This is a genomic window from Pseudomonas sp. lyk4-R2A-8, from assembly GCF_030209095.1.
Classification (GTDB): domain Bacteria; phylum Pseudomonadota; class Gammaproteobacteria; order Pseudomonadales; family Pseudomonadaceae; genus Aquipseudomonas; species Aquipseudomonas quebecensis.
This window is the reverse complement of the sequence record NZ_JARVSS010000011.1, coordinates 179,255-194,559: the sequence shown is the minus strand read 5'-3', so window position 1 is coordinate 194,559 and position 15,305 is coordinate 179,255. Positions and strand designations below refer to the sequence as shown.

11 protein-coding genes are annotated in these 15,305 nt (G+C 61.1%); 5 read left to right on the top strand and 6 right to left on the bottom strand.

Going from position 1 to position 15,305, the window contains the following annotated elements; all coding sequences use genetic code 11:
- Nucleotides 1–38: 38 nt before the first annotated feature.
- Nucleotides 39–1,847: a sodium-extruding oxaloacetate decarboxylase subunit alpha gene (oadA, locus tag QRN10_RS11845; RefSeq protein WP_253509816.1), complete on the bottom strand. Its 1,809-nt coding sequence runs from the start codon at nucleotides 1,845–1,847 to the stop codon at nucleotides 39–41.
- A gap of 100 nt (nucleotides 1,848–1,947) precedes the next feature.
- A complete protein-coding gene (locus QRN10_RS11840) occupies nucleotides 1,948–3,363 on the bottom strand; it encodes an acetyl-CoA carboxylase biotin carboxylase subunit (RefSeq protein WP_034101546.1) in 1,416 nt (471 codons plus the stop codon).
- Between the two features lie 195 nt (nucleotides 3,364–3,558).
- On the opposite strand from QRN10_RS11840, the gene QRN10_RS11835 reads away from it, so the two are divergent.
- Nucleotides 3,559–4,533: a LysR family transcriptional regulator gene (locus QRN10_RS11835; protein WP_181077630.1), complete on the top strand. Its 975-nt coding sequence runs from the start codon at nucleotides 3,559–3,561 to the stop codon at nucleotides 4,531–4,533.
- On the opposite strand, the gene QRN10_RS11830 is transcribed toward QRN10_RS11835, so the two are convergent.
- From QRN10_RS11830 to QRN10_RS11820, 3 genes are all read right to left on the bottom strand, one after another.
- Nucleotides 4,463–4,660 (bottom strand): PA3496 family putative envelope integrity protein, encoded by a 198-nt coding sequence (locus tag QRN10_RS11830; protein WP_253509817.1) that lies wholly within the window; start codon nucleotides 4,658–4,660, stop codon nucleotides 4,463–4,465. The genes QRN10_RS11835 and QRN10_RS11830 overlap by 71 nt on opposite strands.
- Nucleotides 4,661–4,809: 149 nt before the next feature.
- Nucleotides 4,810–5,676: a transcriptional regulator HexR gene (gene hexR, locus QRN10_RS11825; protein ID WP_003177007.1), complete on the bottom strand. Its 867-nt coding sequence runs from the start codon at nucleotides 5,674–5,676 to the stop codon at nucleotides 4,810–4,812.
- Nucleotides 5,677–5,838: 162 nt separating this feature from the next.
- A complete protein-coding gene (locus QRN10_RS11820; RefSeq protein ID WP_181077628.1) occupies nucleotides 5,839–8,712 on the bottom strand; it encodes an EAL domain-containing protein in 2,874 nt (957 codons plus the stop codon).
- Nucleotides 8,713–8,980: 268 nt separating this feature from the next.
- Here QRN10_RS11820 and uvrD point away from each other — a divergent pair, with 268 nt between their 5' ends.
- The 3 genes from uvrD to QRN10_RS11805 all read left to right on the top strand — a co-directional run bounded on the left by uvrD (nucleotide 8,981) and on the right by QRN10_RS11805 (nucleotide 12,744).
- Entirely contained in the window at nucleotides 8,981–11,164 is a 2,184-nt protein-coding gene (gene uvrD / locus QRN10_RS11815) for a DNA helicase II (protein ID WP_181077627.1), read from the top strand.
- A 171-nt stretch (nucleotides 11,165–11,335) separates the two neighbouring features.
- Nucleotides 11,336–12,202 (top strand): Tim44 domain-containing protein, encoded by an 867-nt coding sequence (locus tag QRN10_RS11810; protein WP_034101550.1) that lies wholly within the window; start codon nucleotides 11,336–11,338, stop codon nucleotides 12,200–12,202.
- A gap of 134 nt (nucleotides 12,203–12,336) precedes the next feature.
- Nucleotides 12,337–12,744 carry an SMI1/KNR4 family protein gene (locus QRN10_RS11805; RefSeq protein ID WP_181077625.1) on the top strand — a complete coding sequence of 136 codons (408 nt, stop codon included), beginning with the start codon at nucleotides 12,337–12,339 and terminating at the stop codon, nucleotides 12,742–12,744.
- Between the two features lie 13 nt (nucleotides 12,745–12,757).
- Here the strand turns inward: QRN10_RS11805 and QRN10_RS11800 are convergent, their stop codons facing one another.
- Entirely contained in the window at nucleotides 12,758–14,521 is a 1,764-nt protein-coding gene (locus QRN10_RS11800; RefSeq protein ID WP_285428449.1) for a cation:proton antiporter, read from the bottom strand.
- A gap of 281 nt (nucleotides 14,522–14,802) precedes the next feature.
- Between QRN10_RS11800 and QRN10_RS11795 the strand changes: the two genes are divergently transcribed.
- The gene (locus QRN10_RS11795; RefSeq protein WP_181077622.1) at nucleotides 14,803–15,288 is read left to right on the top strand and encodes an acyl-CoA thioesterase; all 486 of its coding nucleotides are present in this window, start codon (nucleotides 14,803–14,805) and stop codon (nucleotides 15,286–15,288) included.
- Nucleotides 15,289–15,305: the final 17 nt, after the last annotated feature.

The window sequence follows — 15,305 nt, the reverse complement described above, 5'->3', positions numbered from 1 at the left end:
GCTCCCCCGAGGATTAAACGGTTGTGTCGAAGGCTGGATCAGCCTTCGATTTCGATCAGGATCTCGCCAGGGTTGACCCGGTCGCCCTTGGCCACATGCACGGCGGTCACTTTGCCGGCAATCGCGGCCTGCACCTCGGTCTCCATCTTCATGGCTTCGGTGATCAGTACGGCCTGGCCGGCCTTGACCACATCGCCTTCCTTGACCAGCACGTCGACGATATTGCCCGGCATCGCGGTGCTCACATGGCCCGGCGCTGTTGCGTGCTTGCGCTGGCTGCCGCCACTGCTGACGAATTCGTTGAGCGGCTCGAACACCACTTCTTCGGGCATGCCGTCGATGGACAGGTAGAAGTGGCGCTTGCCTTCGGCCTTCACGCCGACGCCGGTGATGTCGACCCGGTAGCTTTCGCCGTGCACGTCGATGACGAATTCGGTCGGCACGCCTTCGCCACCGGCGCGGGCTACGCTGCCCGCCTCGGGAATCGGCAACAGCACTTCAGGGGCCAGGGTGCCTGCGTCGCGCTCCTCGAGGAACTTGCGCCCGATGTCCGGGAACATCGCGTAGGTCAGTACGTCCTCTTCGGATTTGGCCAGTGTTCCGATTTCACCGCGCAGCTTGGTCATTTCCGGCTTGAGCAGGTCGGCCGGGCGTACATCGATAACGTCCTCGCTGCCGATGGCCTGACGCCGCAGCTTTTCATTCACCACGCCCGGCGCCTTGCCATAGCCGCCCTGCAGGTAGAGTTTCACTTCGTTGGTGATGGTCTTGTAGCGCTCACCGGCCAGCACGTTGAAGAACGCCTGGGTGCCGACAATCTGCGAGGTCGGGGTGACCAGTGGCGGGAAGCCGAGGTCTTCCCGCACGCGCGGGATTTCCGCCAGCACTTCGCCCATGCGATTGAGCGCGCCCTGCTCCTTGAGCTGGTTGGCCAGGTTGGAAATCATCCCGCCCGGTACCTGATTGACCTGCACGCGAGTATCGACGGCGGTGAATTCACTTTCGAACTGGTGGTACTTCTTGCGCACAGCGTAGAAGTACAGACCGATTTCCTGCAGCAGCTCCAGGTCGAGGCCAGTGTCGAATTCGCTGCCTTTGAGCGCGGCGACCATCGACTCGGTACCTGGGTGGCTGGTGCCCCAGGCAAAGCTGGAGATCGCGGTGTCGATATGGTCGGCACCGTTTTCGATGGCCTTGAGTTGGCACATCGCGGCCAGGCCGGCGGTGTCGTGGGAGTGGATGAAAATCGGCAGGCCTTGCTCTGCTTTCAGCGCCTTGACCAGTTCACCGGTGGCGTACGGCGTCAGCAGGCCGGCCATGTCCTTGATCGCGATCGAATCGCAGCCCATGGACTCCATTTGCTTGGCCTGGGCCACAAATGCGTCGATGGTGTGCACCGGGCTGGTGGTGTAAGCGATGGTGCCCTGGGCATGCTTGCCGGCGGCTTTTACTGCTTCGATGGCCACGCGCAGGTTACGCACGTCGTTCATCGCATCGAAAATGCGGAACACATCGATGCCATTCACTGCGGCCTTGGCCACGAAGGCTTTGACCACGTCATCGCTGTAGTGGCGGTAGCCCAGCAGGTTCTGGCCGCGCAGCAGCATTTGCAGACGGGTGTTGGGCAACGCGGCGCGCAGTTTACGCAGGCGCTCCCACGGGTCTTCCTTGAGGAAGCGCACGCAGGCGTCGAAGGTCGCGCCGCCCCAGACTTCCAGGGACCAGTAGCCGACTTTGTCGAGCTTGTCGCAGATCGGCAGCATGTCGTCGGTGCGCATGCGGGTGGCGAGCAACGATTGGTGAGCGTCGCGCAGGATGGTGTCGGTAACGAAGATCTTTTTAGTCATTGGTATCTCCTCATAGCGGCAAGTTTCAAGCTACAAGCCGCAAGAAAAAGCCAATCTGCCTTTACTTGCAGCTTGCCGCTTGCAACTTGCCGCTGTTTATTCATAAACCCGCATGCGCGGCGATGGCGGCGGCGATGGCAAGGGCCAGCTCTTCGGGTTTGCGCTTGATCGAGTAGTTGGTCAGCTCAGGGTGGCTTTCCACAAAACTGGTGTTGAACTGGCCGCTGCGGAATTCCGGGTTGCGCAGGATTTCCTGGTAGTAGGCGGCGGTGGTCTTCACGCCTTGCAGGCGCATGTCGTCCAGGGCACGCAGGCCGCGGTCCATGGCTTCTTCCCAGGTCAACGCCCAGACCACCAGTTTCAAGCACATGGAGTCGTAGAACGGCGGGATCGTGTAACCGGTGTAGATCGCCGTGTCGGTGCGCACGCCGGGGCCGCCGGGCGCGTAGTAACGGGTGATCTTGCCGAAGCTTGGGAGGAAGTTGTTCTTCGGGTCTTCGGCGTTGATGCGAAACTGCAACGCAAAGCCACGGTGCTGGATGTCTTCCTGCTTCACCGACAGCGGCAGGCCCGAGGCGATGCGGATCTGCTCACGGACGATGTCGATCCCGGTGATTTCTTCGGTGATGGTGTGTTCCACCTGCACCCGGGTGTTCATCTCCATGAAGTACACCTCGCCCTCGGCGAGCAGGAACTCCACGGTGCCGGCATTCTCGTAGCCCACGGCCTTGGCCGCGCGCACCGACAGGTCGCCGATGTAAGCGCGCTGTTCGGGGGTCAGCTGTGGGCTGGGGGCAATCTCGATCAGCTTTTGGTTGCGACGCTGAATCGAGCAATCGCGCTCGAACAAATGCACTACGTTGCCAAAGCTGTCACCGAGGATCTGCGCCTCGATGTGTTTGGGGTTGACGATGCATTTTTCCAGAAACACTTCCGCCGAACCAAAGGCCTTGGTGGCTTCGGAGATCACGCGGGGGAAGGCTTGTTCGAGTTCTTCGCGGCTGTTGCAGCGGCGGATACCGCGACCGCCGCCACCGGACGTGGCCTTGAGCATCACCGGGTAACCGATGCGGTCGCCTTCGGTGAGCGCTTCGTGGATGTCGGCCACGTTGCCTTCGGTGCCGGGGGTGACCGGCACGCCGGCTTTGATCATGCTGCGGCGCGCTTCGGTCTTGTCGCCCATGCGGCGGATCACTTCAGCGGCGGGACCGATGAACTTGATCCCACGTTCGGCGCAGATGTCCGCCAATTCGGCATTTTCCGACAGGAAGCCGTAGCCGGGGTGCAGCGCATCGCAACCGGTTTCCACCGCCAGGTTCACCAGCTTGCGCGGGTTGAGATAGCCGGCCAGGGGCTCGGCGCCGATGCTGTGGGCTTCGTCGGCCCGTTTGACGTGCAACGCGTGGCGGTCGGCATCGGAATAGACCGCGACCGAACGGATACCCATCTCGGCGCACGCACGCACGATGCGGACGGCAATTTCACCGCGGTTGGCGATCAGGATCTTTTTTATCACTTGGAAATTCCCTTGAGCCGATTGCTGCGTTCTTCGACCCGCTGGAGCCGGGTCGGCGCGTGACCAAATGTTTCAGGCCAGTCGCGAGACACACACTAAGCTGCGCAAGGGATTAACAAAAATCAATAATTATTGGGTCGTGCATAAGTAAAGACTTATAGTTGGCCGGACGGCCTCGGAGGTGGAGACAAAATTATGCGTAAGTCATTGATGCGACTGACATTACGTCAGCTGCAGATATTCCACGAGGTGTGCGATTTGCGCTCTTACAGCCGCGCGGCCGAGGAAATGTCACTCACGCAACCGGCTGTCAGCCTGCAAATCCGCCAGCTCGAAGAGCTGATCGGCCAGCCGCTGTTCGAGTATGTCGGCAAAAAACTCTACATGACCGAGGCCGCCGAAGCCCTGCAACGGGCCAGTCGCGATATCTTCGGGCGCCTGGAAAACCTCGATATGCAGCTGTCGGACATGCAAGGCTCGCTGCAAGGCCAGTTGAAGCTGGCGGTGGAGTCCAGCGCCAAGTACTTCGTGCCGCACCTGTTCGCCGCCTTCAAGCGCCAGCACCCGGAGGTGCAACTGCAATTGACCGTGGTCAACCGCGCCCAGGTGATCCGCCGCCTCTCGGACAACCGGGACGACCTGGTGATCATGTCCATGGTGCCTCAGGACATGGGCCTGGAGTTCCTGCCCTTCCTCAACAACCCCATCGTCGCGGTGGCGCTGCCGGACCATCCGTTGAGCCTGCAAGGGCCGCTGCGCCTGCAGGACCTGGAGCCCTACACGTTGCTGCTGCGCGAACCCGGTTCGGGTACGCGGCTGGCGTGCGAAGAGTATTTCAAGGAAAAACGCGTGCACTTCACCCAGACGGTGGAAGTGGCGTCGGCCGAAGCCCAGCGTGAATGCGTCGCGGCCGGCCTGGGCATCGCCCTGTTGACGCGCCACGCCTTGAACCTGGAACTGGCCACCGGCGGGCTCAAGGAGCTGCCGGTGGAAGAACTGCCGCTGTTGCGCAGCTGGTGCCTGGTGCAGGCCAAGGCCAAGCGCCTGTCACCGGTGGCCCATGCGTTTCTGGGCTTTATCCGCAGCGAACGACAGCAGATCAGCGCCCTGGCTGAGCGCTTCGCTGGGCGGCCGCGGGTGCCTGCCAATGAAGCTCCGGATAGTCACTGATGCTCTGGAGCAACTGGCGCTCCTCACAACGGTCTTCGATTGCGCGACGGAACGCCATGCGGCGCTGGTCTTCCTGCTGACGACGGGTCTTTACGGCGCTGTTGCTGTCTTCGTAGGGACGTGCCATTTGGAATCTCCCAATGCAAGTGCGGGGAGCTCAGAATGGGCGCGAGGGATGACGGGGCGATGACAACCTGATGAAGATTCTGGACATACAGGAGCATCCCAATGTGGGAGGAAGCTTGCCCCTCCCACATTGGGATGTATGTACAGTGTTCAGTCGTCGAGGGCTTTGACGGACTTGGGTGACAGACGCAGGCTGCGCAAGCTGCGCTTCACGCTCTTGAGGTGATTGACCAGGCTCGGGCCACGGGCCATGGCTACGCCCATCGCCAGCACATCGATCACCACCAGATGGGCGATCCGCGAGGTCAACGGGGTGTAGATCTCGGTGTCTTCGTGCACGTCGATAGCCAGGTTGACCGTGGACAACTCCGCCAATGGCGTCTGGCTCGGGCACAGGGTGATCAACGATGCGCCACTTTCACGCACCAGGTTGGCGGTGATCAGCAAGTCCTTGGAGCGGCCCGACTGGGAAATGCAGATCGCCACGTCGGTTGGCTTCAAGGTCACGGCCGACATCGCTTGCATATGCGGATCGCTGTAGGCCGCCGCCGTGAGCAGCAGACGGAAGAATTTGTGCTGGGCATCGGCCGCTACCGCACCGGAGGCGCCGAAACCATAGAATTCCACACGCTGGGCCTGGGACATGGCTGTCACGGCTTTCTGCAGTTCCACCGGATCAAGCTTTTCGCGCACTTCCATCAGGGTGTGCAAGGTGGTGTCGAAGATTTTGAGGCTGTAGTCGGCGACGGAATCGTCTTCGTGGATCGCGAACTGGCCAAAACTGGCGCCGGCGGCCAGGCTCTGGGCCAGCTTGAGTTTCAGATCCTGGAACCCGGAGCAACCGATGGCGCGGCAAAAACGCACGATGGTCGGCTCGCTGATGCCCACGCTGTGGGCCAGGTCGGCCATGGAACTGTGCATCACGGCCGCAGGGTCAAGCAGCACGTGATCGGCAACCTTGAGTTCCGATTTGCGTAACAGGTGGCGCGACTGGGCGATATGTTGCAACAGGTTCAAAGGGCAGGACTCTTGTTATTGGCAGGGCCAGGGGATGTAGCAAGCTTGTAGTTATACTACAAGAATTGCCGTTTTGCCCGTCCAACGCATCACTAAATCGCCCTGCTGCCCTGTGATTCAAAGGGCACACACTTTGTAGCCACACGGGCGCGGTCGGCGTCGCTAAGATAAATCCGCATTTCCCCGCAACAAATCCGCGAGCCCGTCGGCTGGCATCGGCCGGCTGATCAGGTAGCCCTGCACCTCGTCACATTGCTCGGCGCGCAGAAAATCCAGCTGTTGTTGATCTTCCACACCTTCGGCCACCACCTTGAGCGCCAACCCGTGCGCCATGGCGATGATCGCTCGGGTAATGGCCGCGTCTTCACGACCTTGGCCCAGCCCGCGAATGAATGTTTGATCGATCTTCACGTAATCCACCGGGATACGCTTGAGATAACTGAGGGACGAATACCCGGTGCCGAAATCGTCGATCGCCAGCTTCACCCCCAGGTCTCGCAGTTGCTGGAAGGTCGCGATGATCGGTTCGACGCTGTCGAGCAGTTGGCTTTCGGTCAGTTCCAGCTCCAGGTATTGCGGGTCCAGGCCGGTCTCCTCCAAGACCTGACGCACCAGGCTGACCAGCTTGCCCTGACGCAATTGATGCACCGACAGGTTCACCGACACTCGGATCGGCGCCAGCCCCTGGCGTTGCCATTCGCAGGCCTGCCGGCAGGCTTGGCGCAACACGAACTCGCCCAGCGGCACGATCAGGCCGGTCTCTTCGGCCAGGCCGATAAATTCGCTGGGTGGCACCATGCCCCACTGCGGATGCTCCCAACGGATCAGCGCCTCCGCAGCATTAAGCTTGCCGGTGGCCAGGCATAACTTGGGCTGGTAGAACACGCTGAGCTGGTGTTCGTCGATGGCCTTGCGCAGATGGTTTTCCAGCTGCAGGCGCTCCAGCGTGCTGGCTTGCAGGCTGTCGGTATAGAACTGGAAGTTATTGCCGCCCAAGTGCTTGGCATGCTGCATGGCCATGTTGGATTGACTGACCAGCGCGGAAATTTCCCGCGCATTGTCCGGCAACAGGCTGACACCCATCGACGCACTGACCACCAGTTCATGCCCGTCCACCGTGACCGGCACACGCAGCTTGGCCAGCAATCGCGTGGCCACCCGCGCCAGGCTCGACAAACTGCCGTAGGCATCGAACAACACCGCAAATTCATCCCCGGACAACCGCGCAATGGTGTCGGCTTCGGGCAGTGCATTGATCAAGCGCCGGGCCATCTTCTGCAGCAACTGGTCAGCCACTTCATGCCCCAGGCTGTCATTGAGCAGTTTGAAGCGATCCAGGTTGATGTGCAGCAGCGCCAGGCTGCGGCCCCCCTGGCGCACGCGCTGATGGGCCTCGCGCAGGCGCTCGCGGAACAGCGAACGGTTGGCCAGGCCGGTCAACTCATCGTAATGGGTGAGGTAGCGCATACGCTCTTCGGACTCGCGCCGCGCCGACAGATCAGCGAAGAACCCCACAATGTGGCTGACATTTCCTCGCACATCACGCACAACGTTCAATTGCAGCCACTGCGGGTAGAGTTCGCCATTCTTGCGCGTTTCAACCAGCTCGCCCTGCCAGGTGCCATGATTGAGCAGCGCCTGGCGGATCATCGGAAAATGACGCCGCGCATCGCGGCTGCTGGGCAACTCCACGACATTACGACCCAGCATGTCGTCGCGCTCGAAACCGGTGACGCGGCTGAAGGCCTGGTTGACCGCAATCAGCTTATAGTCCGGATCGAGAATCACGATGCCTTCGCTGGCAGCCTCGAAGACGGTCGACGCCAGGCGCTGCTGCTCTTCCAGGGCTTTGCCGGCGCTGATATCGCGGCGTGTGCCGAGCATACGGGTCACACGCCCACCGCGCCCGTGTTCAACCGCGCGGCCACGGTCTTCGATCCAGACCCAGTGACCGTCGCCGTGCCGCACCCGGTATTCCACCTGGTAGTCCTCGCTGCGTCCTTTGAGATGCTCCACCAGCGCGCGCTTGAGCAGCGGCAAGTCGTCGGGATGCAGGCGCGGCTTGAGGTGGCTGAGCATAGCGGTGACGCATTCAGGCTCCAGGCCGAACAGCTCTTTGATTTGAGTGTGGTGCACCTCGTCGGTTTGCAGGTTCCAGTCCCACAACCCCAACTCACTGGCCTGCAGCGCCATGGCCAGGCGGGCTTCGCTTTTATTCAGGGCCTGGCTGGCGAGGTCCAGCTCCTGGCTGCGTTGCGCCACGCGATCCTGCAGGCCGACCTGCACATCGCGCAGCTCCTGCTCGACCTGGCGCCGTTGCTCGACTTCACGCACCAGCTCATGATTCAACTGCTCACTGCGCTGCTGCGCCCGCTGCAGATGCTCGATCAGCGCCTGATTCTGAAAACGGCGCAATAACCCGCGCTGGATCAGGCGATTGACCTGCCACGCCACCAGGCTCAAGGACGCCAGCAGAATCAGGCCCAACACCCCCCAACCTTGTTGCTGCGGCTCGCCATTCCAGAACAGATAGACGATGGAAGGCACCAGGCAGGGCAAGGCAAATGACAGAAATGCGGGAAAACTCACGGCATACGCCACGCTGGCCGACAAGGTGGCCGCGCCGATCAGCCCAAACACCCAGGCCTGTTGCATGAAGCTGTTGACCGGCGCCAGGGCGATGGCGGCAGTCGCCAATGTCAGGCCACTGACCGCCGAACCGAGCATGAACATGCGCCGCCACACCGGCTGGGCCTGGCGGCTGGGCATGGCCGAATCGAACGCCGCCACTTGGATCACGCGCAGTGCCACCAGCGCCAGCAGCCAGACCAGCCAGATGCTGTCGAGCAAATATTGCGCAGGGGTCCACAGCAACCAGGCGCAGACCATCCCGTTGACCAACATCAGCAGAGTCGGCAGCAACGAGCCCTGATACAGCAGACGCGTGCGCTCGACTGCCAGCTCGGTGGCGTACTGTTTGTGGATAACCTGCGCGGGCATCGCCGAAGGGCCGGGCAGATCGGTGCTGAGGGTCATAGGCAGTGTTCTTATAATGGTGAGCCCGAAACGTCGACGGAGCATACACAAGCAAGCGCTGCGGCCAAACTGCTCCACGTCATAAAAACCTCACGGCCGCGCCACGCAAACCTGTGGGCCAGACGGCTTGAGCGAGACACCGCGCGGGCTGCACTGCCTGACTTACCGGTCATCCGCCGCACCCGTGCACGGCGTGCGCCGAACGTTTTGCGTTGACCGCCCGGCATTGGCATTTGCCCCACTCTGCTGGGAGCCATAGAATGCGCCGATGCGCGATGATCTCTCTCTTTTGCTTAATTCCCTCAACGATGCCCAACGCCAGGCCGTAGCCGCCCCCGTTGGCCGTCAGTTGGTCCTGGCCGGTGCTGGCTCCGGTAAAACCCGAGTGCTGGTGCACCGTATCGCCTGGTTGATCCAGGTCGAAAACGCGTCCCCGCATTCCATCCTGTCGGTGACCTTCACCAACAAGGCGGCCGCCGAGATGCGCCACCGCATCGAACAGCTGATGGGTATCAGCCCGGCCGGCATGTGGGTCGGTACGTTCCACGGCCTGGCACACCGCCTGTTGCGTGCGCACTGGCAGGAAGCGGGCCTGAGCCAGACGTTCCAGATCCTCGACAGTGACGACCAGCAACGCCTGGTCAAGCGCGTCATTCGCGAGTTGGGCCTGGACGAACAGCGTTGGCCCGCGCGTCAGGCCCAGTGGTTCATCAACGGCCAGAAAGACGAAGGCCTGCGCCCGCAACATATCCAGGCCAGCGGCGACTTGTTCCTGGCCACCATGCGCAGCATTTATGAGGCGTACGAAGCCGCCTGCGTGCGCGCCGGCGTGATCGACTTCTCCGAACTGCTGTTGCGCGCCCTCGACCTGTGGCGCGATAACCCGGGCTTGCTGGCCCATTATCAAAAGCGCTTCCGCCACATCCTGGTGGACGAGTTCCAGGACACCAACGCCGTGCAATACGCCTGGTTGCGCCTGTTGGCCAAGGGCGGCGACAGCCTGATGGTAGTGGGCGATGACGACCAGTCGATCTACGGCTGGCGCGGCGCGAAAATCGAGAACATTTACCAGTATTCCGAGGATTTCCCGGACGCGGTGACGATTCGCCTGGAGCAGAACTACCGCTCCACTGCCGGCATTCTCAAAGCCGCCAACGCCTTGATCGCCAACAATACCGGGCGCCTGGGCAAAGAGTTGTGGACCGACGGCGGCGAAGGCGAAGCGATCAATCTGTACGCCGCCTTCAACGAACACGACGAGGCGCGCTATGTGGTGGAAACCATCGAAAGCGCCCTGAAAACCGGCCTGGCGCGCAGCGACATCGCCATCCTGTACCGCTCCAACGCCCAATCGCGGGTACTGGAAGAAGCCTTGTTGCGCGAGCGCATCCCGTATCGCATCTATGGCGGCCAGCGCTTCTTCGAACGCGCGGAAATCAAGAACGCCATGGCCTACCTGCGCTTGCTGGAAGGCCGGGGCAACGATGCGGCGCTGGAACGGGTGATCAATATTCCGGCTCGTGGCATCGGTGAGAAAACCGTTGAAGCGATCCGCGAGCACGCGCGTCACGCCGATGTGTCGATGTGGGAGGCCATGCGCCTGCTGATCGCCAACAAGGGCCTGACCGGTCGAGCGGCCGGGGCGCTGGGCGTGTTTGTCGAACTGATCGAGAACCTTGCGGCCAAGTGCGAGCAGATGCCCCTGCACTTGATGACCCAGACCGTGATCGAACAATCCGGGCTGATTGCCTACCACGAGGCGGAAAAAGGCGAGAAAGGCCAGGCCCGGGTGGAAAACCTTGAGGAACTGGTGAGCGCGGCCCGCGCCTTCGAGACCACCGAAGAAGACGAAGAGCTGACCCCGCTCGCCGCGTTCCTCGGCCACGCGTCGCTGGAAGCCGGCGATACTCAGGCCGACGAGCACGAAGACAGCATCCAGCTGATGACCCTGCACAGCGCCAAGGGCCTGGAATTCCCCTACGTGTTCCTGGTGGGCATGGAAGAAGGCCTGTTCCCGCACAAGATGAGCCTGGAAGAACCTGGCCGCCTTGAGGAAGAGCGCCGCCTGGCCTATGTCGGTATCACTCGGGCGATGCAGAACCTGGTGATGACTTACGCTGAGACCCGACGACTCTACGGCAGCGAGACCTACAACAAGGTATCGCGCTTCGTACGCGAAGTGCCGAAAGGGCTGATTCAGGAAGTGCGCTTGTCCAACAGCGTCAGTCGCCCGTTCGGCGGTGGCCAGCAGCAGAATTCCAGCAACATGTTCGCCGGTTCCGAGATTCCGGAAACGCCGTTCAGCCTGGGCCAGCAGGTCAAACATGCGATCTTCGGTGAAGGCGTGATCCTCAACTTCGAAGGCGCCGGTGCCCAGGCCCGCGTGCAGGTGAACTTCGCCGAGGGCAGCAAGTGGCTGATGATGGGCTACGCCAAGCTCGAAGCGATTTGACCTGGACCAGGCAAGGCGCGGTTTGTGGTGGGTGGGCCGATATCTGTAATTAGTCCTACAGACCCTTCGGATTTCGTCCTACGCAAAAGCCCGAAACATTATGTCGCTAGCCACTGTCATTACACCTGTGCAACATGGCGCGCGTGCAATCCACAAATGGGAATTCCCTTTATGAAACGTTTTCTTAGCATCGCCATGGCGTTGTGCATCGGCCTGACGATGAGCCTCGACGCCAACGCCAAACGCTTCGGTGGTGGCAAAAGCTCGGGCGCAGCGCCCACTCACCAGACCAGCCAAATGGCCCCATCCGCCGGTGCCGGCGGTGCAGCAGCCACTGCGGGCGCAGCCGGTGCGGCTGGCGCTGCGGCCAAGGCCGGCGGCGCTTCGCGCTGGTTGGGCCCACTGGCAGGTATCGCCGCCGGTGGCCTGCTCGCCTCCATGTTTATGGGTGGCGGCTTCCAGGGCATGCAGATCTTCGACATCCTGATCCTGGCGGTCATCGCGTTCGTGATCTTCCGCTTCATCGCCGCTCGTCGCCGCAAGCAACAGGAGCACCTGGCTCCGGCCGGCGCGCCAATGCAGCGTGAAGTGTTCGAGCAGAAGCCGGCCATGGGTTCGATCTTCGGTGGTTCGGCCGCACCTGCCGCCCGTCCGGTGATCAATGCACCGGCCTGGTTCAACGAAGAACGTTTCATCGAAGCGGCCCGCAGCCACTTCCAGTCCCTGCAGCAACACTGGGACGCCAATGAAATGGACAAGATCGCCGAGTTCGTGACCCCGCAACTGCTGGAGTTCCTCAAGCGCGAACGCGCCGACCTGGGCGACGGTTTCCAGTCGACCTACATCGACGACCTGCGCGTTCAGCTTGACGGTGTGGATGACCGCGCCGACAAGACCATCGCCACCCTGACCTTCAGCGGTGTGTCGAAAACCTCGCGTTTCGACCAGGGCGAAGCGTTCAGCGAAAGCTGGAACATGGAACGTGCCCAGGGCGACAACCAGCCATGGCTGGTCGCCGGTATCCGCCAGAACGGCTGATCCGTACTCGCTTGAGCCAGCAACACCGAAACCCCGGACCTGTCCGGGGTTTTCTATTTCACGGTTGCACTTATAGCGAGCTACTGTATAAAACGCCCCTATTAACCCGCGCCATCAGCAAGAGGATCCCGGCCGTGGAAGAAATCATCGAACAACTGCGTGAAGCCAACGAACCGGTCCCGGTTCCGCTGGAACTGCCTGACGAAGACCTGCTGGTGGAAATCGAAGAACAGCTGTTCATCGACATCCCCTTTGTCTTCCGCGAGTTCCTGCTGACCGTCAGCGACGTGGTCTACGGCAGCCTGGAGCCGGTGACCGTCACCGACCCACAATCCCACACCTACCTGCCGGATGTGGCCGCCAATGCATGGGATGCCGGTGTCGATCGCAGTTTGATTCCGATCTGCCAGGACGGCGACGACTACTACTGCGTCGAGGAAGACGGCACCGTGGTGCTGTGGTCCGCTGAAGAAGAACTCATCCAGGAAGAAACCTGGGAATCGGTCTGGCACTGGGCGCGGGACGTCTGGCTGGAAAGCTGAGTCCACAGGCCCTTCAGTGCTCCGGCGTATCCTTATGGTTATCCAGCGTCTCCAACAACGCGACCTGCATGCGCGTATGCACGCGGATGAACCAGCGCCAGAGCACCGCCGCCACCGCTGCCGTGACCACCGCGATCAACACCAACAACTTGTTGGTCGGCAGAATACTGGCCGACAACGCGGCCAGTAGCAGAAAGATCACCAGCAGCGACAGAATCGGAATCAGCTCGGCGATTACACGCCGCACACGCTGGGTATGCCGTCCAGCCATTTCCGGTGTCACGCTCATCTCCGCCAGCAGCATCGACAGCGCTTTGAGCTTGCGGTACGCCGCGATCAGGAACGGCAGCGACAACAGCACTGCGCCGCCCCAGATCAACGCCTTCTGCCAGCTGGGATCGCTGACCCAACCCTCCAGATAGCCACCGATACGGGCGGCGAAATAGCTGCCGGCCAGGAAGATTGCCACTACCAGCGCCAGGTTCACCCCAACCTGCAGGACGATCTTGCGGATCATCGCCGCCAGCATCGCACCCTCTCCCTGAGGCTGAATGCTGCGCAGCCACTCGCCATACAGACCGAACACCCGGCTCATGCGCTGAGGCATCACTGCCGCCATCTTCAATGACAACGGATCGGCACCGCGAATCAGATAGGGCGTAAGCAAGGTTGTAATCGCCGAAACCGCCACCGCCACCGGATACAGAAAGTCACTGGTCACCTGCAACGTCATCCCAAGCGCGGCAATGATGAAGGAGAACTCGCCAATCTGTGACAGTCCCATCCCCACCCGCAGCGAAGTGCGCCCATCGTTGCCTGCGATAAATGCCCCCAGGCCACAGGAGAGCATTTTGCCCAGCACCACGGCCACCGTGATCACCGCGATCGGCCAGGCGTATTGCAGCAGGATCTGGGGGTCGATCATCAGGCCGATGGCGACAAAGAAAATCGCACTAAACATGTCGCGAACCGGCTCGATCAGGCGCTCGATCTTAATCAACTGCCGCGACTCGGCCATGATCGCTCCGATCAGGAACGCGCCCAACACCATGCTGTATTCCAGCTTGACCACCAGCAGGCAAAAACCGAAGCACAGGCCCAATACGGTAATCAACAACATCTCGTTGCTTTCAAATCTGGCCACGTAGGCCAACAGCCGCGGCACCAGCAGAATGCCGATCACCAGCGCCACAATCATGAACAGCGAGAGCTTGCCGACCGTGGAAAACACCTCGCCGGAGCTGACCGTGCCGCTCACGGCAATGCTCGACAGCAGCGCGATAATGCCGATCCCGAGGATGTCTTCCACGATCAATACGCCGAAAATAAGCTGGGCGAAACGCTGGTCTTTCATCTTCAGGTCATTAAGAGCCTTGACGATGATGGTTGTGGAAGAAATGGCCAGGATCGCGCCGAGGAACAGCGAGTCCATGGTGCTCCAGTCGAACCAGCGCCCGATTTCGTAGCCGATCCAGATCATCAGGATGATTTCCAGGAACGCCGCGATAAACGCCGTGGCGCCAACCTTGAACAGCTTGCGCAGGCTGAACTCCAGGCCCAGGCAGAACATCAGGAAAATCACCCCCAGCTCGGCCAGGGTCTTGATGGTGTCTTCGTCGTGGATCAGCCCGAAGGGCGGCGTGTGCGGGCCAATAATAAACCCGGCGACGATATACCCCAGCACCACCGGCTGCTTGAGCCGATGAAACAGGACGGTCACCACCCCTGCCACCAACATGATCACAGCCAAGTCCTGAATGAAGCTGATGGCGTGCATGGCGAGGGGCTCCTTGAGGGTACCGGCAGTTTTCCCACTTCAGCTCGTACCCTTAAAGGCTGAAGGAAAAATCTACCTAAAACGTAAGAAATGCCCTTAGAAAGGCTTTTGAAGGTTAACACCGCGACTTCCGGCGAAAAGCCGGTGCAATATATGGAAACAGATCGGCCCACGCGTGACGGCAAGCCGCCCACCGGCGTCCCGTTAGGGCTAGCGCAGTAAAGAGTTCAGCACCCGCAGAGGTGCTTTCCCCACCAATGCCTATAACCCGTGAGTAAGCTATGGAACCCGGAAACGCCCAGCTGTCGATGACGGTCTTGATGACCCCTGATATGGCCAACTTCTCAGGCAATGTCCACGGCGGCACCTTGCTCAAGTACCTCGACGAAGTGGCCTACGCCTGCGCGAGCCGTTATGCCGGGCGCTATGTAGTGACGTTGTCGGTGGACCAGGTGATTTTTCGCGAGCCGATCCATGTCGGCGAGCTGGTGACCTTTCTCGCGTCGGTCAACTACACCGGCAATACCTCGATGGAAGTGGGCATCAAAGTGGTGACCGAGAACATTCGCGAGCGCTCGGTGCGGCATACCAACAGTTGCTTCTTTACCATGGTGGCGGTGGACGACCAGCGCAAACCGGCTGCCGTCCCGCCGTTGCAACCACATAACAGCGAAGGCAAGCGCCGCTTCGTGCAGGCCCAGCAACGTCGGCAGATCCGCCAGGAGCTGGAAAAGCGCTATCAGGAAATCAAGGCCGACGCACCGTAAGTCCGAGGCCGTAAACC